The 21411-nt window shown below is 69.4% G+C and carries 18 protein-coding genes; 9 read left to right on the top strand and 9 right to left on the bottom strand.

The genetic code is table 11. From position 1 onward, the window contains the following. Positions 1-167: 167 nt before the first annotated feature. Both dnaN and dnaA read right to left on the bottom strand, forming a co-directional pair. Complete coding sequence (gene dnaN, locus ACFWN1_RS20535; protein ID WP_384363845.1) at positions 168-1298, bottom strand: DNA polymerase III subunit beta; 1131 nt, start codon at positions 1296-1298, stop codon at positions 168-170. Between the two features lie 1133 nt (positions 1299-2431). After that, positions 2432-4396, bottom strand: a complete 1965-nt coding sequence (gene dnaA / locus ACFWN1_RS20530) for a chromosomal replication initiator protein DnaA (protein WP_384363843.1) — start codon at positions 4394-4396, stop codon at positions 2432-2434. Between the two features lie 405 nt (positions 4397-4801). Here dnaA and rpmH point away from each other — a divergent pair, with 405 nt between their 5' ends. The 9 genes from rpmH (at position 4802) to ACFWN1_RS20485 (ending at position 11630) form a co-directional block, all read left to right on the top strand. Then, positions 4802-4939, top strand: a complete 138-nt coding sequence (rpmH, locus tag ACFWN1_RS20525) for a 50S ribosomal protein L34 (protein WP_064728817.1) — start codon at positions 4802-4804, stop codon at positions 4937-4939. Between the two features lie 21 nt (positions 4940-4960). Next, positions 4961-5332 carry a ribonuclease P protein component gene (rnpA, locus tag ACFWN1_RS20520; RefSeq protein WP_384363841.1) on the top strand — a complete coding sequence of 124 codons (372 nt, stop codon included), beginning with the start codon at positions 4961-4963 and terminating at the stop codon, positions 5330-5332. Continuing rightward, a complete protein-coding gene (yidD, locus tag ACFWN1_RS20515) occupies positions 5329-5691 on the top strand; it encodes a membrane protein insertion efficiency factor YidD (RefSeq protein ID WP_384363839.1) in 363 nt (120 codons plus the stop codon). Before rnpA ends, yidD begins: the two co-directional genes overlap by 4 nt. Before the next feature lie 3 nt (positions 5692-5694). Then, on the top strand, positions 5695-6984 hold the full coding sequence (yidC, locus tag ACFWN1_RS20510; RefSeq protein ID WP_384363837.1) for a membrane protein insertase YidC: 1290 nt from the start codon (positions 5695-5697) through the stop codon (positions 6982-6984). 15 nt (positions 6985-6999) lie between these two features. Continuing rightward, positions 7000-7512, top strand: coding sequence for a protein jag (locus tag ACFWN1_RS20505; protein WP_384363835.1), 513 nt, complete (start codon positions 7000-7002; stop codon positions 7510-7512). A 117-nt stretch (positions 7513-7629) separates the two neighbouring features. Further along, positions 7630-8346: a 16S rRNA (guanine(527)-N(7))-methyltransferase RsmG gene (gene rsmG, locus ACFWN1_RS20500; protein WP_030806030.1), complete on the top strand. Its 717-nt coding sequence runs from the start codon at positions 7630-7632 to the stop codon at positions 8344-8346. Positions 8347-8685: 339 nt separating this feature from the next. Then, the gene (locus tag ACFWN1_RS20495; protein ID WP_384363849.1) at positions 8686-9759 is read left to right on the top strand and encodes a ParA family protein; all 1074 of its coding nucleotides are present in this window, start codon (positions 8686-8688) and stop codon (positions 9757-9759) included. A 179-nt stretch (positions 9760-9938) separates the two neighbouring features. Further along, positions 9939-10850: a ParB/RepB/Spo0J family partition protein gene (locus tag ACFWN1_RS20490; RefSeq protein ID WP_384363847.1), complete on the top strand. Its 912-nt coding sequence runs from the start codon at positions 9939-9941 to the stop codon at positions 10848-10850. A gap of 162 nt (positions 10851-11012) precedes the next feature. Further along, positions 11013-11630 (top strand): GNAT family N-acetyltransferase, encoded by a 618-nt coding sequence (locus ACFWN1_RS20485; RefSeq protein ID WP_384363833.1) that lies wholly within the window; start codon positions 11013-11015, stop codon positions 11628-11630. A 103-nt stretch (positions 11631-11733) separates the two neighbouring features. Here ACFWN1_RS20485 and trxA read toward each other — a convergent pair whose 3' ends face one another. The 7 genes from trxA to ACFWN1_RS20450 form a co-directional block, all read right to left on the bottom strand. Further along, on the bottom strand, positions 11734-12066 hold the full coding sequence (gene trxA, locus ACFWN1_RS20480; RefSeq protein WP_384363831.1) for a thioredoxin: 333 nt from the start codon (positions 12064-12066) through the stop codon (positions 11734-11736). 38 nt (positions 12067-12104) lie between these two features. Further along, positions 12105-13076, bottom strand: a complete 972-nt coding sequence (gene trxB / locus ACFWN1_RS20475; protein ID WP_384363829.1) for a thioredoxin-disulfide reductase — start codon at positions 13074-13076, stop codon at positions 12105-12107. A 171-nt stretch (positions 13077-13247) separates the two neighbouring features. Next, entirely contained in the window at positions 13248-14135 is an 888-nt protein-coding gene (locus tag ACFWN1_RS20470; RefSeq protein WP_384363827.1) for a hypothetical protein, read from the bottom strand. Beyond that, on the bottom strand, positions 14132-14881 hold the full coding sequence (gene sigM, locus ACFWN1_RS20465; protein WP_384363825.1) for an RNA polymerase sigma factor SigM: 750 nt from the start codon (positions 14879-14881) through the stop codon (positions 14132-14134). Before sigM ends, ACFWN1_RS20470 begins: the two co-directional genes overlap by 4 nt. Before the next feature lie 26 nt (positions 14882-14907). Beyond that, on the bottom strand, positions 14908-16626 hold the full coding sequence (locus ACFWN1_RS20460; protein ID WP_384363823.1) for a serine/threonine protein kinase: 1719 nt from the start codon (positions 16624-16626) through the stop codon (positions 14908-14910). Positions 16627-16744: 118 nt separating this feature from the next. Beyond that, positions 16745-19042 carry a murein biosynthesis integral membrane protein MurJ gene (murJ, locus tag ACFWN1_RS20455; RefSeq protein ID WP_384363821.1) on the bottom strand — a complete coding sequence of 766 codons (2298 nt, stop codon included), beginning with the start codon at positions 19040-19042 and terminating at the stop codon, positions 16745-16747. A gap of 46 nt (positions 19043-19088) precedes the next feature. Beyond that, the coding region (locus tag ACFWN1_RS20450; protein WP_384363819.1) for a DUF6049 family protein at positions 19089-21411 on the bottom strand (2323 nt) is incomplete at its 5' end.

Raw genomic sequence — 21411 nt, 5'->3', positions numbered from 1 at the left:
CGCCCTCACCGTGTTTGGGCTGGGGCGGGGGGGGGGTGGGGGGGCGGGTGGGGGGCCCCCCACGCCAGCCTAACGGCGACCCGTCACGCACAACTGTGGGCATACGCGCTCATCCGTACGCCCCCACCTGGGCCTTTGTCACCTCAGCCGTGGTCGGGGAACCCGGCTCAGCCGCTCAGCCGCACCGGCATGATCAAGTACTTGTAGGCGTCGTCCGCCTCCGCGTCCAGCGCGGGCTTGCCGCCGAGCAGCGCCGGCTTGGTGGACGTGGTGAACGACAGCTGGGCCACGGGGGAGTCGATGGCGCTCAGACCGTCCAGCAGGAAGGTCGGGTTGAAGGCGATCGAGATGTCGTCGCCGTCCAGCTGGGCGTCGACTCTTTCCACAGCCTGTGCGTCGTCGCTGGAGCCGGCCTCCAGGATCAGCACGCCCTGCTCGAAGCTCAGCCGCACCGGGGTGTTCCGCTCGGCGACCAGGGCGACGCGCTTGACGGCCTCCACGAAGGGGGCGGTCTCGATCACGGCGACCGAGTTGAACTCCGTCGGGAACAGCGTGCGGTACTTCGGCAGGTCGCCCTCGAGCAGCCGTGTGGTGGTGCGGCGGCCGGCGCCCTCGAAGCCGATCAGGCCCTCGCCCGAACCGGAGCCGGAGAGCGCCAGGGTGACGCTGTCACCGGCACCGAGCGACTTGGCGGTGTCCAGCAGCGTCTTGGCCGGGACCAGGGCGACCGCGGAGGCGTCCGGGTTCTCCGGCTTCCACAGGAACTCGCGGACGGCGAAGCGGTAGCGGTCGGTGGAGGCCAGGGTGACGGTGTCGCCCTCGATCTCGATCCGCACACCCGTGAGGACGGGCAGCGTGTCGTCGCGCCCGGCAGCGATGGCCACCTGGGACGCGGCGGCCGCGAAGACCTCGCCGGGGACGGTGCCCGTGGCGGTCGGCATCTGCGGCAGCGTCGGGTACTCCTCCACCGGCAGGGTGTGGAGGGTGAAGCGGGAGGAGCCGCAGAGCACCGTCGCCCGTACCCCGTCGGTGGAGATCTCCACCGGCCGGTTGGGCAGCGCGCGGCAGATGTCGGCGAGCAGGCGGCCGGAGACGAGGACGGTGCCCTCCTCCTCGACCTCGGCCTCGACGCCCACCCGGGCGGAGACCTCGTAGTCGAAGCCCGACAGGCTCAGCTGGCCTTCCCCGGCCTTCAGCAGCAGGCCGGCGAGGACAGGCGCCGGCGGACGGGCCGGAAGGCTGCGTGCCGCCCACGCCACTGCCTCCGCGAGTACGTCGCGTTCCACCCGGATCTTCACCGTAAGCCGCCTCCTGCTGTTGCGTCTGAGTCCTCCGACTCGGTGTCACCGCCCATTGCCAGGGGCAGGACACCGGGGACCAGTCTGACGCACCGCACTGACAGCAGGTGCCGCTCGGGGTCAAGTCGGGCCGAGCGGCAGCCGGGCTCGAGACAGCGAGTTGTGCACAGGCCCCGCTTCGAAACAGATTCCTAGCTCTCTCTAGTTGGAAGTAGTAGTAGGGGCTGTGGATACCGTGGATAACCTCGTTTTCGCAGGTCAGGCCCCAAATTTTATCCACTGCCCCTGTGGGCGGAGCCGGTGGATAACCCGGCCCCTCTGTGGAGAACAAAAAGTTCTGCACACACCGCCCACAGGACAGGGTGAGTTCTCCCCAGCTGCGTCCCCAGGTTTGGCGACGTTTCCCACAGGGTCCTTCGGCAGCTTCGTGTGACGGCTTTCACTCGACGCAGTGATGGCGCCTGCGAAGTTGCCGAACAGTGGACAGTGTTGTGGAGAAGCTGGCTTCTGCTGGGGACAACCGCCCCCAGCCTGTGGGTCCAGCCGTGGACAACGTTACGCACAGGGTGTGGACGGAGTCTTTGTCCACACCCTGTGGAAATCGTTCGTCCACGAATCCACAGCCCTCTGAGCTGGGCAGATGCCGTACGCCCAGGTTGCCTGTGGACACAGCTTGGGACAACTTCGTAGTCCCCAGCCTGTGGGCGGAAGAAAGTCGGGAAATCTGTGGAGGGAGGCCGTAACCCGACGACGAATCGAACACAAGGTTGCTGGTAGGACACGGGGGTTGGGGGTACGGGGAGGGGTTCGGCATGGCTACGAGGGGCAAGCTTGGGCCTGTTAGGGGCAGCCGGGCCGCCGCTGCGGGCTGTTGCTCCGCTGGGCGGTGGGGCTGGGCGGCGGGCGGCGGGGCGGTCCGAGGGCCGGCGGGGGCCTTGGGACGGGTGCGGTCGGCCTCCGCGCCTCTATGCCTCCGTGTCTCCACGTATTCGTGCCTCCGTGTCTCTGTGCCTCCGTGCCTCGGCCCGGTGGACGTCCCCCGAGCGTCGTCGCGGTAGACGCTTCGCCGCAGGAACGGCGAAGGGCGCCCCGGAGACCTCCCGGAGCGCCCTCAGGGCCGCACGCGGCGCGCGTCAGCCGTTCTTGATGCGGTTCGTCAGCTCGGTCACCTGGTTGTAGATCGAGCGCCGTTCGGCCATCAGGGCCCGGATCTTGCGGTCCGCGTGCATGACGGTGGTGTGGTCCCGGCCGCCGAACTGCGCGCCGATCTTCGGCAGTGACAGGTCCGTCAGCTCGCGGCACAGGTACATGGCGATCTGCCGGGCGGTGACCAGCGCGCGGCCGCGCGAGGTGCCGCACAGGTCGTCCACCGTGAGCCCGAAGTAGTCCGCGGTGGCCGCCATGATGGCCGTGGCCGTGATCTCCGGGGCGGAGTCCTCGCCGCCGGGGATCAGGTCCTTGAGGACGATCTCGGTGAGCCCCAGGTCCACCGGCTGCCGGTTGAGCGAGGCGAACGCCGTCACCCGGATCAGCGCGCCCTCCAGCTCACGGATGTTCCGCGAGATCCGGGAGGCGATGAACTCCAGCACCTCCGGCGGGGCGTTGAGCTGCTCCTGCACCGCCTTCTTCCGCAGGATCGCGATCCGCGTCTCCAGCTCGGGTGGCTGGACGTCGGTGATCAGGCCCCACTCGAAGCGGTTGCGCAGCCGGTCCTCCAGCGTGACCAGTTGCTTGGGCGGCCGGTCGGAGGACAGCACGATCTGCTTGTTGGCGTTGTGCAGCGTGTTGAAGGTGTGGAAGAACTCCTCCTGCGTCGACTCCTTGTCCGCGAGGAACTGGATGTCGTCGACGAGCAGGATGTCCATCTCCCGGTACCGCTTGCGGAAGCTGTCGCCCTTGCCGTCGCGGATGGAGTTGATGAACTCGTTGGTGAACTCCTCCGAGCTGACGTACCGCACGCGCGTCCCGGGGTACAGGCTGCGCGCGTAGTGCCCGATCGCGTGCAGCAGGTGCGTCTTGCCGAGCCCCGACTCCCCGTAGATGAAGAGGGGGTTGTATGCCTTCGCCGGCGCCTCGGCGACGGCCACCGCGGCCGCGTGCGCGAAGCGGTTGGACGCGCCGATGACGAAGGTGTCGAAGAGGTACTTCGGGTTCAGCCGCGCGGTCGGCTCGCCGGGACGCCCGGCAGCCGCGGACGAGGAGGACGACGAGCCGGGACCGCCGCGCCCGGTGGACGGCAGCTCGGGCCGCCCGGTCCCGCCGCCGCGGCGCCCGGGGCCGCTGTCGGACGGCAGCTCGGGCCGCTCACGGCGGACCGGGTCACGCTGGTCGTACTCGGCGCGGGGCGCGCCGTACTCCGGGCGCGGTCCGTCGTAGCCGGGGCGCTGCGGCTCGTAGCCCTGGTGTCCCTGGTGTCCCTGGTGTCCCTGGCGCTCGCGGCCGGGCGCGCGGTAGTCCGGCCCGCCGTAGGAGTCCTGGGACGGGGAGGCGTAGGGGTCGCGCTCGGGATAGCCGAGTCGGGGCTGCTGCCAGCCGTAGTCGTCCTGGCCGGAGCGCGGCCAGGCGCCCGGCTCGGGGCGCTGGTACTCGGACGGGTAGGTGGGGCGGGCCGTCGGCATCCGCTCCTCGCGCCCGCTCGGCGGGCGTTCGCCGCGGCCGGCCGGGCCGTCGCCCGGCAGCGTGTGGTCCTCGGGGCGGCGGCGACCGTAGTCCTCGTAGGGGCCGGAGGGCAGTTCCGGCTCCTCGTAGCGCGGCTGGGCGCTCTGTTCACGGGCGTCCGACTGCTCGTGGCCGGCGGACGGCTGCGGGGCCGTGGGGCCGCCGACGGAGTCGTCCACGGTGATGGCGATCCGGATGGGACGGCCGCACTCGCGGCTCAGGGTCTCGCTGACGACCGGGGCCAGGCGGCCCTCCAGTACGCCCTTGGCGAATTCGTTCGGCACGGCGAGCAGCGCGGTGTCCGCGACCAGGGCCAGCGGCTGGCAGCGCCTGATCCAGTGCTCGTCCTTGGTCTCGACGCCCTGGCCCCGGCCCTCGCCCAGGAGTTTCTCCAGTACGCGTGGCCACACTGCGGCAAGATCGGCAGGTACGTCAGCCACAGGGCACGCTCTCTCACAGGTCCCACGAACGTGTGGTTGTGGGATGGGTCGGGATGACAATCAGGTGGACGGGCCGGACTGTGCCGGGCAATCCCGGTCGGGCTGGGACAAGGGAACGAAACGGAGTTCAGCCACGGTAGTCAGGGCGGCGGGTAGGGTTCAAGTCGTTGTCCCCAGCCTGTGGACAGTGTCCCCTGACGGGCGCCGGTTTGACCGGATGGCGTAGCCGCGCGTACCGTGACCAGGTCGAGTTGTCGATGGCTGCTGCCGCCTGCCTCCGATGGGCACAGATCACTTCAGGTGATCGGGAAGCGGTGCAATCGGGCGTGTTGCGAGCTACTCGTGGGCGCACGGTGACAGCCAGGACGGCACCCCGCCACTACCGATTTCTTCTGGAGCCCCCGAGTGAGCAAGCGCACCTTCCAGCCGAACAACCGTCGTCGCGCGAAGACCCACGGCTTCCGGCTGCGTATGCGTACCCGTGCCGGCCGTGCGATCCTCGCGACGCGCCGCAGCAAGGGCCGCACCCGTCTGTCCGCCTGATCCCGATCAGGTCATGACATCGTGCTGCCCCTCGAACACCGACTGAGGCGGCGCGAGGACTTCGCATCCGCGGTACGACGGGGTCGCCGGGCCGGTCGCCCGACGCTCGTCGTCCATCTTCGTAGCGGTGCAACGGACCCGCACGCGCCTGGGGAGAGCGCTCCCCCGACGCGTGCGGGTTTCGTCGTGAGCAAGGCAGTGGGCAACGCGGTCGTCCGCAACACAGTGAAGCGCAGACTGCGTCACCTGATGCGTGACCGGGTCGCCCTTGTTCCCCCCGGTAGCCTGGTAGTCGTACGCGCGCTGCCCGGATCGGGCGACGCGGACCACGCACAGCTGGCCCGAGACCTGGACGCCGCTCTTGAACGGCTGATGGGAGGGGGCACGCGATGAAGTACCCGCTACTGGCCCTGATCAAGTTGTACCAGTGGACGATCAGTCCGTTGCTGGGGCCGGTGTGCAAGTACTACCCGTCGTGCTCCCACTACGGCTACACGGCCATCGACCGGCACGGTGCCATCAAGGGAACAGCACTCACGGCCTGGCGCGTTCTCCGCTGCAATCCGTGGTCGCTGGGCGGTGTGGACCATGTCCCGCCGCGTAAGCGTCCGCGGTGGCACGAGATGCTGCGCAACGCCTGGGGCGCACGCAAGGGCGGGAACTCCGCCGACCCGGCCACCGAGGCGAAGCTTTCTTCCGAGCCACCTTCGGGCCCGGCCGCAGAGACCTCGTCCCATGCCCAAGGAGCATGATTAGTGGACACGATTGCCAGCTTCTTCAGCTTCATCACGACACCCGTCTCCTGGGTCATCGTCCAGTTCCACACGGTGTACGGGTCCATCTTCGGCCCGGACACGGGGTGGGCCTGGGGCCTGTCCATCGTGTCCCTGGTGATCCTGATCCGCATCTGCCTGATCCCGCTCTTCGTGAAGCAGATCAAGGCGACGCGCGCGATGCAGACGCTCCAGCCGGAGATGAAGAAGATCCAGGAGCGCTACAAGAACGACAAGCAGCGCCAGTCCGAAGAGATGATGAAGCTGTACAAGGAGTCGGGTACCAACCCGCTCTCCTCGTGCCTTCCCATCCTGGCGCAGTCGCCGTTCTTCTTCGCCCTGTACCACGTGCTCAACGGCATCGCGTCGGGCAAGACCATCGGGGTCATCAACGACTCGCTGCTGGAGAGCGCCCGTAAGGCCCACATCTTCGGCGCCCCGCTCGCGGCGAAGTTCAAGGACGGTGCGGACACCCTGCACGCCCTCGGCGCCACGGTCACCGATGTGCGGGTCGTCACCGCAATCATGATCATCATGATGTCGGCGTCGCAGTTCTACACCCAGCGTCAGCTCATGACGAAGAACGTCGACACCTCGGTGAAGACCCCGTTCATGCAGCAGCAGAAGATGCTGATGTACGTCTTCCCGATCATGTTCGCCGTCTTCGGCATCAACTTCCCGGTCGGTGTCCTGATCTACTGGCTGACCACCAACGTGTGGACCATGGGCCAGCAGATGTACGTCATCCGCAACAACCCGACTCCGGGCTCCAAGGCGCAGGCCGCCTACCTGGAGCGTCTCACCGGTCACGTCACGCAGCACGGCAAGGTCCGCAGCCGCGGCGCCCGGGTGATCGTCAAGGCGATCGTCGCCAAGGGCCGCGACCGCAACGAGGCCGAGCGCAAGTTCATCAACGCCCTCAGCAAGGCCGGTCTCGCGGCTCAGGCCGACGGCGGCGTTGTCAGGAGCGAGAGCCAGTCCGTCGACCAGGCCGAGGACGGTACGCCCGTCGCGGCCGCCGCAGCGCGCCGGCAGCAGCCCAAGCGGCAGAGCAAGTCCCAGCGTCAGTCGCTGCAGAAGCAGCCGCACGAGGCCGAGCCGGCCGAGGAGCCCTCCGCTCCCTCGCCCTCGCTGAGCGAGTCCGAGGAGCCGCAGGACGCCGCGCCCGCAGCCGCCAAGCAGACCCCGAAGCCCGGTTCCGGCACCCGCAGCAAGGCCCAGTCCGGGCAGCGCAGGGGTGGCCAGCGGCCGAAGTCCCCGTCCAAGAAGTAAGAAGGAGCCCATCCCGTGACGGAAGGCACCACCACCGCCGCCGCCGAAGGTGCAGACACCCTCACCCGCCTTGAGCAGGAGGGCGAGATCGCTGCGGACTACCTCGAGGCTCTGCTGGACATCGCCGATCTCGACGGCGACATCGACATGGACGTGGAGGCCGACCGTGCCTCCGTCTCGATCATCAGCGACGCCGGCGGCCGCGATCTGCAGAAGCTGGTAGGCCGGGACGGCGAGGTCCTGGAGGCGCTCCAGGAGCTGACGCGTCTGGCCGTGCACCGCGAGACCGGTGACCGTAGCCGGCTGATGCTGGACATCGCGGGCTACCGGGCGCAGAAGCGCGCCGAGCTGGCCGAGTTGGGCGCCGAGGCGGCCGCCGAGGTCAAGAGCAGCGGCGAGCCGGTCAAGCTCAAGCCGATGACCCCGTTCGAGCGCAAGGTCGTCCACGACGCGATCAAGGGTGCCGGACTGCGCAGCGAGTCCGAGGGCGAGGAGCCGCAGCGCTTCGTCGTCGTGCTGCCCGCCTGATCGGCCCCGTGGTTCCATCGGCCCCGTCTGACCAACAGACGGGGCCGAAGTTTGTCAGCCTGGTAGTTCTTAGGGCCGGTGCGTGAAGCACCGGCGCGGTACGGAAGGACGGTCCCCGTGACGGAGGCAGCAGAGCTTCCCCCCGCGCCCGAACAGGCGCGGGAAGTGTTTGGCGATCGCTTCGAGGATGCGGTCCGCTATGCGGAGCTGCTGGCCGAGGCAGGAGTCCAGCGCGGCCTGATCGGCCCACGGGAGGTGCCCCGCCTCTGGGAGCGGCACCTGCTGAACTGCGCGGTGCTCTCCGAGGCCGTCCCCGAGGGGGTGACGGTGTGCGATGTCGGCTCGGGTGCGGGACTGCCGGGCATTCCGCTGGCGCTGGTGCGTGACGACCTGAACATCACCCTGCTGGAGCCGCTGCTGCGCCGCACCACGTTCCTCACCGAGGTCGTGGAGCTGTTGGGCCTGGACCATGTCACCGTGGTCCGTGGCCGGGCGGAGGAGATGCTGGGCAAGGTGCCCCCGGTCCACGTGGTGACCGCGCGTGCCGTGGCCCCGCTGGACCGGCTGGCCGCCTGGGGCATCCCGCTGCTGCGGCCGTACGGCGAGATGCTGGCGCTCAAGGGTGACACCGCCGAGGAGGAGCTGAAGGCGGCGTCGACCGCGCTCAGCAAGCTCGGTGCGGTTTCGACCTCGGTCCTCCAGGTGGGTGAGGGCGTGGTGGACCCGCTGTCCACGGTGGTCCGGGTGGAGGTCGGTGAGAGCCCGGGTGGTGTGCGGTTCGCCGCCAAGCGGGCCAAGGCGGCCCGGACGAGCCGGACTCGCCGTCGTCGCTGATCGCGAGGCCCTTCTGAACCGACCGGTGCCGAAGAGTGCGCCCCTGGCCGTGGCCTGGGGCGCTTTCTCTCGCCCTGGTTCCCTGCTTGGTGATCTGCCTCGGCCGGACTAGTCAGGCGGGCGGGCCGGAGTGTCGCAGAGCCCCGGTCGCCGTGGCTGTGCATCGTGTTTCACGTGAAACGTCGCTCCTTGCTGCACGGCATCATCGGCCGCGGTCGCGTCGCGGCAGAACCCCGGGACCGGTGGCCTCTTGGTTCACCCGGAGAGGTACCGAAGTTGTCCACAGAGGTGGACTTCTCCACAGAAGGACAGGGCTCACTGGTTCATGCCCCCGAAGGCATGGGAGGCTCTGTTCATTGCGAGCCTGTAGTCGAGGAGAGTGAATCCTTGCGGTCCGACGCCAACATCGCGGGACCGATGACCGATCCGGTCCCCGGTCCCCGTACCGAATCGAGGGGGGCAGATGTTTCACGTGAAACACCGCCTCCGATGGACGACACTCCCATCGGCCGTGCGGCCCAGGTGGCGGTCGACGCCCTGGGCCGCGCTGCGGAAGGCATGCCGAGGCCGGAGCAGACCCGAATCATCGTGGTCGCCAACCAGAAGGGTGGCGTGGGCAAGACGACGACGACCGTCAACCTCGCCGCGTCCCTCGCGTTGCACGGTGGCCGGGTCCTGGTGATCGACCTCGACCCGCAGGGGAATGCCTCCACGGCACTGGGGATCGACCATCACGCGGACGTTCCCTCCATCTACGACGTTCTGGTGGACAGTCGGCCGCTGGCCGAGGTCGTCCAGCCCGTCCTTGATGTCGAAGGTCTCTTCTGCGCTCCCGCCACGATCGACCTCGCCGGCGCGGAGATCGAACTGGTCTCCCTGGTGGCCCGTGAGAGCCGGTTGCAGCGGGCGATCCAGGCGTACGAGCAGCCGTTGGACTATGTCCTCATCGACTGCCCGCCGTCGCTGGGGCTGTTGACGGTCAACGCACTCGTGGCCGGCCAGGAAGTCCTCATCCCGATCCAGTGCGAGTACTACGCGCTGGAGGGGCTGGGCCAGCTCCTGCGCAACGTCGACCTGGTGCGGGGTCACCTCAACCAGTCCCTGCATGTGTCGACGATCCTGCTCACCATGTACGACGGCCGGACCCGCCTCGCCTCTCAGGTCGCGGAGGAGGTGCGCACCCACTTCGGCGACGAGGTGCTGCGGACCAGCATTCCCCGCTCGGTCCGTATCTCCGAGGCGCCGAGCTATGGGCAGACGGTCCTGACCTACGATCCAGGGTCGAGTGGTGCGCTCTCCTACCTTGAGGCTGCCCGAGAGATTGCGCTGAGGGGCGTCGGGGTCAGCTATGACCCGACCCAGGCCCACCTCGGCACCCAGAACGATCCGAAGATGGTGGAGGGGATGCAGTGAGTGAACGACGAAGGGGGCTGGGCCGAGGGCTTGGCGCACTGATCCCCGCAGCACCGACGGAGAAGATCCCGGCTTCGGCCGTGCTGGGCGGTGGATCGCCCGCCTCCTCGGCATCGGGCTCGACGCTGTCGCCCGACCGCAGACCGACCGGGATCGGCCGCGGCGGCGTCCTGGCTTCGGTGGCGCAGCAGACGGAGGGGGTCCCGGCGAACCCGGCCGATGAGCGGCCCGCACCGCCCGCTGGTGCCTACTTCGCCGAGCTCCCGCTCGAGGCCATCGCGCCGAACCCGCGCCAGCCGCGTGAGGTCTTCGACGAGGACGCGCTGAACGAACTGGTCATCTCCATCAAGGAGGTGGGCCTGCTGCAGCCCGTCGTCGTACGGGAACTGGGCGACGACCGCTATGAACTGATCATGGGTGAGCGCCGTCTGCGCGCCAGCCGTGAGGCAGAACTCGAGTCGATCCCGGCGATCGTCCGTGCCACGGACGACGAGAAGCTCCTGCTGGACGCCCTGCTGGAGAACCTGCACCGCGCGCAGCTGAATCCGCTGGAAGAGGCACACGCCTACGACCAGTTGCTCAAGGACTTCAACTGCACGCACGACCAGTTGGCCGACCGCATCGGGCGGTCCCGCCCGCAGATCTCGAACACCCTGCGGCTGCTGAAGCTTTCCGCGACCGTGCAGAAGCGAGTCGCTGCCGGCGTGCTCTCGGCGGGTCACGCACGGGCGCTGCTGTCCGTGGAGGACTCCGAGGAGCAGGACCGCTTGGCGCACCGCATCGTGGCCGAGGGGCTGTCGGTGCGGGCTGTCGAGGAGATCGTGACGCTGATGGGGTCCCGCCCGCAGCGGGCCCAGCGTGCCAGGGGGCCGCGGGCCGGTGCTCTGGTCTCCCCGGCGCTGAGCGGTCTGGCGACGCGGCTCTCCGACCGGTTCGAGACCCGGGTGAAGGTCGACCTCGGTCAGAAGAAGGGCAAGATCACCGTCGAGTTCGCTTCGGTGGAGGATCTGGAGCGCATCCTTGGCACGCTGGCTCCGGGTGAGGGACCAATTCTGCCGAAGGGCCTCCCGGAGCACGTGTCCGAGGAGTAGCGCTCCGGGCAAGCGCCCTGCCTACAGGCTGCGCGAGCGGGCCGTGTCCGGTGTGTACCGGGACACGGTCCGCTCTTTGCTTTGCGCCGGTATCGAGGCAATCACATCGTGGATACGATGCGAGCGGACGTGACGCGGCGAAGGAAGCGAGGGACGGCTTTCATGGGGCGTCGGCTGGTACCGCTCACGCTGGACAATCTTCAGGATCTTCCCCAGCGGTGCCGTTCGTGCGTCTTCTGGGAGCTGGACCCGGTCAGTGCCGAGGCCGCCGTCCGAGCCGGCACCGCGGAGGCGGAGAAGGAGTCCTGGATCTCCGGAGTCCTGCTGGACTGGGGCTCCTGCGGCCGAGTCGCCTATGTCGACGACGTACCGGTCGGCTTCGTGCTCTATGCCCCGCCTGCCTATGTCCCGCGCGCGACGGCGTTTCCCACGAGTCCAGTCTCTCCGGACGCCGTGCAGCTCATCACGTCGTTGATCATGCCCGGCTATCAGGGGCAGGGGTTGGGGCGGGTGCTGGTGCAGGCGGTCGCCAAGGATCTGCTGCGCCGGAACTTCAAGGCCATCGAGGCGTTCGGCGACACGCGCTGGAAGGAGCCTGCCTGTCTGCTGCCGGCCGACCATCTTCTCGCGGTCGGCTTCAAGACCGTGCGGCAGCACTCCAGGCACCCCCGGCTGCGTCTGGAGCTGCGCTCGGCGCTGTCCTGGAAGGAAGACGTCGAGCTGGCCCTCGACCGCCTCCTCGGCGCGGTGCACAAGGAGCCCGCACTGCGGCCGCTGTGACGGGAGCTGTCTCCGCATCTCGACATGACGAAGGGGCCGACCCGAGTGGGCCGACCCCTGATCAGGCCATGTTTCACGTGAAACATGGCCTGTGCTGCGAACGTCAGTCGGTGATGAAGTCGTCCAGGTCGCGGACGAGCGCCGCCTTCGGCTTGGCACCGACGATCGTCTTGACGACCTCGCCGCCCTGGTAGACGTTCAGCGTCGGGATGGACATGACGCCGTACTTGGCGGCCGTGGCCGGGTTCTCGTCGATGTTCAGCTTGACGATCTGGAGCTTGTCGCCGTGCTCGGCGGCGATGGCCTCCAGGGACGGAGCGATCTGGCGGCACGGGCCGCACCATTCGGCCCAGAAGTCCACCAGGACGGGCTTGTCGCTCTTGAGGACGTCCTCATCGAAAGAGTCGTCAGTCACATGCTTCAGGGTGCCGGCCACAGCGGGCTCCTCACTTGATCAATCGGGGGATGGGGAAGTCAGACAGCGGTCTTTTCGGGCTCGGCGTGGCCGCTCGCGTCCAGCAGAGACGCGAGGTAGCGCTCGGCGTCCAGAGCCGAGGCGCAGCCGGTGCCGGCCGCGGTGATCGCCTGGCGGTAGGTGTGGTCGACCACATCACCCGCGGCGAAGACGCCGGGCAGGTTGGTCCGGGTGGAGGGCGCGTCCACCTTGAGGTAGCCCTCAGGGTCCAGGTCCAGCTGGCCCTTGAACAGCTCGGTGCGCGGGTCGTGCCCGATGGCGATGAACAGACCCGTGACGGGCAGGTCGGACAGCTCGCCGGTCTTGAGGTTGCGGAGCTTCAGCCCGGAGAGCTTCCTCTCTCCCAGGATCTCGACGACCTCGCTGTCCCAGGCGAACTTGATCTTCGGGTCGTTGAAGGCGCGCTCCTGCATCGCCTTGGAGGCACGCAGGGTGTCCCGGCGGTGGACGATCGTCACCGACTTGGCGAACCGGGAGAGGAAGGTGGCTTCCTCCATCGCGGTGTCGCCACCACCGATCACGGCGATGTCCTGGTCCCGGAAGAAGAAGCCGTCACAGGTGGCGCACCACGAGACGCCACGGCCGGACAGCGCGTCCTCATTGGGCAGCGCGAGCTTGCGGTGCTGGGACCCGGTGGCGATGATGACCGCCTTGGCCCGGTGGACCGTGCCTGCGGTGTCGGTGACGGTCTTCACGTCGCCGGTCAGGTCGACGGAGACGATGTCGTCCGGGAGCAACTCGGCGCCGAAACGCTCGGCCTGCGCCCGCATGTTGTCCATCAGCTCGGGGCCCATGATGCCGTTGGGGAAGCCCGGAAAGTTCTCCACCTCGGTGGTGTTCATCAGCGCGCCACCAGCGGTGACTGCACCCTCGAACACCAGGGGCTTCAGGGACGCACGCGCGGTGTACAGCGCCGCCGCGTAGCCCGAGGGCCCGGAGCCGATGATGATCACATTACGGACGTCGCTCACGGCTTGGTTCCTCGTCTCTGGTCTGTGTCGGCCGACCGGTGGGAGTCCCTCCCGGGACTCTCACACCACCCAACCGATCCTAAGGGGCACGCATTCCCCAGATGTCCGGCCACGCGACGGCTCACACCGTACGGGCGGGGAGAGTCGGGCGGAGGCGACGCCCGCGGCGTGTCAGGAACGGACGAGGGTCTGCTTCAGCAGCACACGGCCGGCGTCTGCGGTCCGTCTGGACGTACAGGAGGCGTCGACCACATAGGCCGTGACGCGCTTGCTGTCGGCCTTGTCGGGCACCACGACGAGGTAGGCGCTCTTGTCGGCGTAGGTGCCGCTCTTCGCCCCCAGAACCGTTTCACCGGAGTGGAGTGCTCGCCGGACGCAGTCGGGGACCGGGACCTCGGTCTGGATCAGCGTGTTCGCGCTCTGTGCAGGCCGCGAGGGTGCCGGCTCCGTCTCCGCGTCCTGCTGCGGTCGTTGGCTGCCCCGCTGAAGCCCCTGTCTGGTGGTGAGCAGGTCCGACACCTGGCTCCTCACGCTGGCCCCGGAGAAGGTGCCGACAGGCGACGCGGCAGTGCTCCGCGCCGTTTTGTCGGCTGCGTTGTCACCGAAGGACTGCACCAGCAGGGACCCGGCCCCAAGGACGGCAGCGGTGAGCACGGCGCCCAGCGCGACCGTCCGGCGCCGGTTCCGGGTGCGCTCCTTCCGGCCAGGACCGGTGTTCACGCACGAGTGCTTGGCCGGCCGGTCCGGCGGGGTCGGTGTTTCACGTGAAACACGACTGCCGGGGGTGGCGGTGTCCGGCTGGCCGGACTGTTCTGCTGCTTCGGTCGTGAGGGCGGCTTCGATCCGGCCGACGATGTCCATGGGCATCGGGGGCACGTCCGGAACGCTGCCCAGCACTCCCTGGATCTCGGTCAGCGCGGCAAGAACCTCCGCGCATGGCTCGCACTCCGCCAGGTGGTGCCGCAGCTCCGTGCTGCGTGACGGCGCGAGGAGTCCTTCGGTCAGGTCGGAGATCTCGGCGACGTCCGGGTGCCCGGTCGTGTCCGTCGAGGACGTCATGCTCGCCCACCTCCGCTCTTCCCGACGGCTGAACCACTCGGCCCGGAGTCCTCGGTTCGCTCGCTCGCAGATCCTGTCGCAGGTGGGACGGATGTCCCGTGCACCCGGTTCCGTCCCGCCGCGGGTTCTTTTCCGCCGTCAGCGGCAGCAGGGCGCCTCTCACCAGGGGCGCCGGGCCGTAGGTGGGTGAGCAGGGGGAGGAGCCTGGCCCGGCCCCGTGCGCACCGGCTCTTCACCGTCCCGGTCGGCACATCCAGAATCCGGGCGGCCTCGGCTACGGGGTAGCCCTGCATGTCCACCAGGACCAGTGCGGCCCGCTGCTCGGCGGGAAGGGTGCTCAGGGCTTCGAGGAGCTGACGGTAGAGGTCGTTGCGCTCGGCCGGTGCGGAGGCCGACTCGTGCGGCTCCAGCAGCTGTTCCAGGCGCTCTGTGTCGTCGACGGGAGCGGTCTTCCGCGAGGCCGCCTTGCGGATACGGTCCAGACAGGCGTTCACGGTGATCCGGTGCAGCCAGGTCGTGACGGCCGACTGTCCCCGGAAGGTGTGAGCGGCCCGGTAGGCCGACACCAGTGCGTCCTGCACGGCGTCGGCGGCCTCCTCCCGGTCCCCCAGTGTCCGCAGCGCGACCGCCCACAGCCGGTCCCGGTGCCGCCGGACGATCTCGCCGAAGGCATCGGGGTCGCCCTGCACATGACGGGCGAGCAGATCCTCGTCCCGTACCTCGCCGTAGCGGCTGTCGCCAGCCATCGGCCCCCTCCGGCTCGGATGAGACGTCAGCCCGTGAAATGGACTTCGGTGATGGCCTGCTTGTAGCCCGCCGTCGAGTAGGTGGCCGCGTCGTAGCCCGACTGGGGAACGGCCGTCAGCCAGACCAGGACGTACCGCCCCTTCACCGGCTTGCCCGGCTTCACCGTGGCAATGGTGTCCGTAGTGGTGGTGCTGCCGACCTTGTGCATCGAGTCCAGCGACACGGGTGCCGAGTCGGACGTGTAGAGGTCGACCGTCGTGTGGTCCCCGGGGTAGCGCATCCCGATCGTGGCGGCGTCGACGTCCTTCTCCGAGCCGAGGTCGTAGACGATGCCCACACCCGGCTTGAGAGGGGAGATAGAGGGACCGGCGGTGAACGACTTGGTCCGCCACGACGTCGACGGGTCCCCGTCATAGGTCTTGGCGACATCGTTGGGATGCTGGGCGCCGCCCTCGGCGACGAACTCCTGAGCATCCTCGATCTTCACGGGCTTCGGCGCAGCCTTGGCCACGCCCTTGTCGCCCTCGTCCTGCGTCTGGGTGGTGTCGGTCTTGTTGGAGTTGTCGCCGCGGTTCATCAGCGCGTCCGCCAGCTGCCAGCTGCCGAGGCCGAGCGCGGCGATGAGCAGCGCGGAGACCGCCCACTTCAGCGCCTTGCCCGTCCGGCTCTGGAGCGGGGGCGGCGGGGCCGTCACGGACTGCGTGGCGCCGGGATGCGCCGAGGTACGGCCGTAGGTGCCCTGCTGGTAGGTCGTGCGCTGGTACTCCGGCGGGCGGTTGAACGCGGGCTCCGGCGGCCGGACGCGGGGCATCTCACCGACCGCCTTGACCAGTTCCTCCGGCGTGGTGCACGCGGCCTCGTGCCGGGAGGCGGTGGCCCCGTCGTTGACGAGCGCGCGCATCGCCAGCTCGGACAGTCTCCGGTGCACTCCGGCCCGCACCTGGTCCGGCGCGATGAGACCGACGTCCTTGGGCAGGCCGGCCAGACCGTACGCGTCGCTCTCGTAGGGCCAGCGCTGCGTCAGCGCCGCGTACAGCAGGGCGCCGATCGACTCGGTGTCGGTGCGCTGGGGGGTGTCGGAGCCGACGCCGCGCAGGACGGCGTTCACCGCGAGACCGCGGATACGCCACTGCCCGGAGGAGGTACGCAGGACCGCGTTCGGGTTCAGCCGCAGATGGGAGAGGCCCTCACGGTGGGCGGCGGCCATGGCGGCCGCCACCTGACTGACCATCTGGTAGGCGTCGTGCGGCTCGAGCGGGCCGGCCGCGAGCAGTGCGGTCAGCTCGGTCGCGTCGGGCAGCCACTCGTGCACCACGTAGACGAGGTCGTTCTCCTCTACCGCGTCAAGAACCTGCACGAAGCGCGGATCGCCCAGCAGCGCCGCCGAACGCGCGGCCGCCAGCACGGCACGGGCACGTACATGGTCGGCGGGCAGGATGTGCACTCCGACGGCTCGCCGTAGCTTCTCGTCGACGGCGCGCCAGCTGCTGAATGCGTCCAGACGGGTGACGCATTCCTCCAGGCGGTAGCGCCTGGCGAGTTTGTGACCGCTGTGCAGCTCAGTGGGCGAAGACGTCCTGCCGAGGTCTTCCGCCTCGCCGCTCCCCTGCGCCTGGTCGATGTCCGTGCCCCGCTCCGGGTTCTTGGCCACCCCGTCGGCCGTGGCCTGATCCGCCTTGGCGGTCAGCGGCTCGTCACCGCTGTTGTCTGCCACGTCGACGGCAGCCGTGCTCCGTTCCGCCACCGTCGTCCCTGCCTCCCCATCCGTTGCACGCTGTCCGACGCCGAAACCAATTGTGCCCACAGTCCGCTGTAATGCACGACACGCAGAGGAGGACGATGGTTGTGCGACTACCCCCGCCTCAGCGCCCCAGCCGCCCGCGCACCATGCCAACCAGCGAATTCAGCTCATCGATCCGCATCCGGCGCGCGGCCACGAAGAAGACACCCAGCAGTACCGCACCACCCGCCACCAGCGCAACGAGAGAGCCGAGGACGCCCTGTCCGAGGGAGTTCCCGATGCCGTAGCAGGCGGCGCCGCTGAGCAGCGCCGCCGGGACCGAGGCGATCGCCAGGCGGGCGTACGTCCGCAGCACCCGGGAACCGTCCAGGTCGCCGCCCAGCCGCTTGCGCAGGCGCCGCCAGGCGACACCGACGCCGATGGCGTAGGAGAGGCCGTACACGGCCGCCATGCCCGCGACCGCCCAGCGGGACGGCAGCAGGAAGTAGCAGAGCGCGGAGGCGCCCGCGTTGACCGCCGCCACGATGACCGTGTTGTAGAAGGGGGTGCGGGTGTCCTCGTACGCGTAGAAGGCGCGCAGGACGACGTACTGGACCGAGTACGGGATCAGGCCGAGGCCGAAGGCCATCAGCATGAAGCCCATGTTGGTGGCCGACCCGATGCCCGAGGAGCCGAAGATCAGCGTGCACATAGGGATGCCGAGCGAGACGAAGCCGAAGGCGATCGGCACGATGGCCACCGCCGTGGTGCGCAGGCCCTGCGAGATGTCGTCGCGGACGGCGCCGCCGTCGCCCTCGGCTGCCGAGCGCGACAGCCGCGGCAGCAGCGCGGCCATGAGGGACACGGTGATGATGGCCTGCGGCAGTCCCCAGATGAGCTGGGCGTTGGCGTAGGCGGTGAAGCCGGTGCCGTTGGTCCCCGAGTTCTTGCCGGCGGCGGTGGACAGCTGGGTGACGACCATGGCGCCCGCCTGGTTGGCGAGCACGAACAGCACCGTCCACTTGGCGAGCATCGCGGCCTTGCCCAGACCGTGGCCCCGCCAGTCGAACCGGGGCCTGATGCGGAAGCCGGTCTCACGCAGGTACGGGATCATCGCCAGGGCCTGCACGACGAGACCGAGCAGGATGCCGATGCCGAGGAGCCGCTGGCCCTGCGGCGGGATGTTGCTGACGGTCATGTGGGAGTCCGCCGCGGAGCCGTAGACCCACAGGAACATGCCGAGCGTGACGATGATGACGATGTTGTTCAGGACCGGGGTCCACATCATCGCGCCGAACTTGCCGCGCGCGTTGAGGACCTGACCCATCACCACGTGGATGCCCATGAAGAAGATCGAGGGCAGGAAGTAGCGGGTGAAGGTGATCGCCACCTGGTTGGCCGCCGGATCGGTGGCGATCGGGTCCGACAGCACCCGCACCAGGTACGGCGCGCCGAGCATGGTCAGCGCGGTCAGTGCGGCGAGCGCCACCATGACGAGGGTCAGCAACCGGTTGGCGAAGGCTTCGCCGCCGTCCTCGTCCTCCTTCATCGACCGGACGAGCTGGGGTACGAAGACCGAGTTGAGGCCGCCGCCGACGGTCAGGATGTAGATCATCGTCGGCAGCTGGTAGGCGATCTGGAAGGAGTCCCCGAGGATTCCGGTGCCCAGCGCTCCGACGATCATCGCGGAGCGGACGAAGCCGGTGAGGCGCGACACCATCGTGCCCGCGGCCATGACGGCGCTGGAGCCGAGCAGCCCGGAGGCGCGCCCCTTCGCCGGGGCCGGAGCGGGGGGTGTCGGGGTCTCCACCGGACCGGCAGGTCCGGCAGGAGCGGGTACGGGCGGCTGCACGGCATTCTCGAAGGCTGCCTGGTACGGGCTTCCGCCACCGCCGTGGTGCACGGGCCCCTGCATGTGGGGCGGCTGGTACGAGCCGCCGGCGCCCTGGCCCGCGCGGGCCGACGCGGCGGAGCCGCTGTGCTGCTGGTCCCGCAGCAGATGCGCGAAGGCGTCCGGCTCGTGGTACTCCTCGCCGGAGTGCGAGACAAGGTCGTCCACCCCGACGAACTGGGTGGTGCGCGGGTGGTCGCCGTACGGCAGGTGCTGGGTGGCGTCGCCCTCCGGCTCGGGCGCCGGGGTCTTGGCCCATACGCGCGGGTCGGGGGAGTACGAGGACTGCGACGGCGGCGCGTAGAGCGGCTGGCGCTGCTCGTAAGTACCCGGAGGCGGCGGTGGATGCGCGGCACGGTCGTAGAGCGCCTCGGCGACCGGGTCCTGGGCGGACAGATCCCGCGCCCGGTAGGGGTCCTGGTCGTAGGCGTCCTGGAGGTACATGTCCGCCGCGTGCTGCGGCGGCTCCTGGCCGGGCTCGGGCGGGGTCTCGGGCCGTCCCGAGTCGGCGGCATCCCGGCCGCGGTCACCGTTGTACGGCGCGTTCATGGTTACCCCACCTCATCGTCCCTGGCCACACGGGCCGCGGCGTCGCTCAACGGTCCACTCTCTCACCCGTGCCGGACGGGCCGGCGCTTTCCGGTGCGGTGTCCGGCGCAGGGTCACCCGGCTGGTCCGGCCCGGCTGTCCCAGCGGCGGAACCGGACTCCTCGGGGAGACGGTCCTCGGTGCCGTCGGGGTTCCCGGAGTCTTCGCCGGAGTCCGCCGCCGCCTCGATCGGGCCCTCGCCGTCACCGCCCGCCTCGGCCTGGCGGGCTGCCGCGCGCTTGCGCTGGGTGTACATCCGGAAGCCGGCGAGGACCAGCAGCAGCACCCCGCCGCCGATCACCAGCATGACGGTGGGCGTGACCTCGGTGACCTTCACGTCGAAGCTGACGGGGTCGCCGTACTCCTGGCCGTCCTCGGTGTACAGCTGGGCGAGGACGGTGGCCCGGCCGTTGGCGTTGGCCGAGGTGGTGAACTTCACCGACTGGCTGTGCCCGCCGGAGACCTCCACGGGCTGCTCGGAGTACGCCTTACCGCTGATCTTCAGTCGGGTCGGCTGGGTCGAGCTGAGCCGCAGATACAGATGGCCGACGGGCTGGACGAGGTTGTTCTGCACGGTCACCGGGATGGTGGCACTGCGCCCGGAGAGCTTGGTCTCCGACTTGTCGATCAGCTTGACCTGCTCGCCGAGGTTGTCGAGCCAGCTCTCCACACCCGCGCGGAAGCCTTCCGCCCTGCCGGCCTGAGACCGCCACGACGTGGACATCCCGCGGTCTATGGCCCTGCCGAACGGCGTGACCACGCGGGACTGGTCGGTGAGGATCACCTGGAAGTTGTCGAGCTTGTCCTGCGTGTCGGCGATCTGCTCGAAGGCGCTCCTCGGGAGTTCCTGCCTGCGCAGCGACGAGGGGTAGGCCGACGTGGAGGGGATGCGCGTGGTGGCGTCCGGGTCGGGCTTGGCTTTGGCCGCGGAGGTGAGGTTCTCGGGCTGCGACCAGTTGCCCTCCTGGAGCGCCTTTACGGCCGTGGCCATCGCCTGTGCCTGGCTGGCGGTCGGCGAGCGCTGCGGGGCGACCACGATGCTGCGCTGTGCGTTCTTCTGCACATTGATCTCAAGGCTCTGTGCGAGGAACTGTTGCACCGCCAGTGTGGAGGTGTCGGCCTTCGTGAGGTCGTCCTCGAAGGCCGTGGACATCCGCGCGTCCGCCACCACCGCCGTGGTGCCACCGCCGATGGGGCGGGCGGCGGACGGCGTGTAGGGCAGCCCGGCGGTCTCCCGGAGGCTGTCGCTGCGGGTGATCACCCGGTCGGCGCCCGCGGAGGTGGCCACCTTGATGATCGACGGGTCGACGGCGCCCTCCACGGGCCACGCGTAGTCGGTGCTCGGCGTGACGTGGAGCACGGTCTTCACCGTGATCGCGGCCACGTCGGTGGCGTCCTTGAGGTGGCTCAGCGAGCCGGTGACGCTGGTGCCCGTGTGGGCCAGCGAGGCCAGGTCCGGGTCGGCGAACGGCAGCGCGACGACCTCCTTGCCCGCCACGGCCTTCTGCAGACCGGCCAGCCACTGCTTGGCGACCGCCTGGTTCTCCCGCGAGCCGGCCTCGGTGCTCCCGTCGGGCTGCTGGACCCGGTAGCTGTTCGCCATCGCGTCCACGGCGGCCAGCAGGTCCGGGTCGATCACCCAGGTGACGTCGAGGTCCCTGCCCAGCTCCATCAACTGGGCCAGCCGGCCACCGGGAGCGATCTCGGTGGCCAGCTCGTCGTCCTGGAACACGGGGGTCTGCCGCTCGCCGGCGCCGGTCCGCGCCGTCATATGGACGGAGGAGAGCAGCGGCCAGAGGAATGTCGTCCTGCTCAAGGTGTCCGCACCGGACGGCTGCCAGGGCAGGAAGGTCCGCTCGATGCCGAGCATCTGGTCCCAGGGCCGCGCCGAGGTCTGACCGGACACGGAGACACCGAACGAGTAGACCCCGTCCTTGCCGAGGTCCAGCTCGTCCACCGGGACGGAGATGCTGAAGTGCTCGGCGACCCCCGGAACCAGCTTGCTGAACTTCTCCGTGTACTTGCCGCCGACCTCGTCGCCGGTGCCGCCTCGGAGGTAGTTCGGATGCTGGGCGATGGCGTCGATCGCGGAGCGGGTGTTCAGCAGCGGGCCCACCTGGAGGCCGACATGGGCACCGGTCACGGTCTGCCTGCTGTTGTTGATCACCGTGCCGGACACGGTCAGCGTGTCGTCCTCGGTGGGCGCGCTGGGCGTCAGTGAGTCCAACGCCACGGACACGGAGTCCGCCTGTGCCGCCTGCGCTGGCTCCGCCGCGGTCAGCTGGAGCAGCCCGGCCAGCAGCGGCGCGCCCGCCAGCAGGGCTCCTGCC

It is taken from the genome of Streptomyces sp. NPDC058459 (assembly GCF_042721685.1).
Classification (GTDB): Bacteria; Actinomycetota; Actinomycetes; order Streptomycetales; family Streptomycetaceae; genus Streptomyces.
Note: the sequence above shows the minus strand (reverse complement) of the source record. Positions and strands in the feature narration are given on the sequence as shown.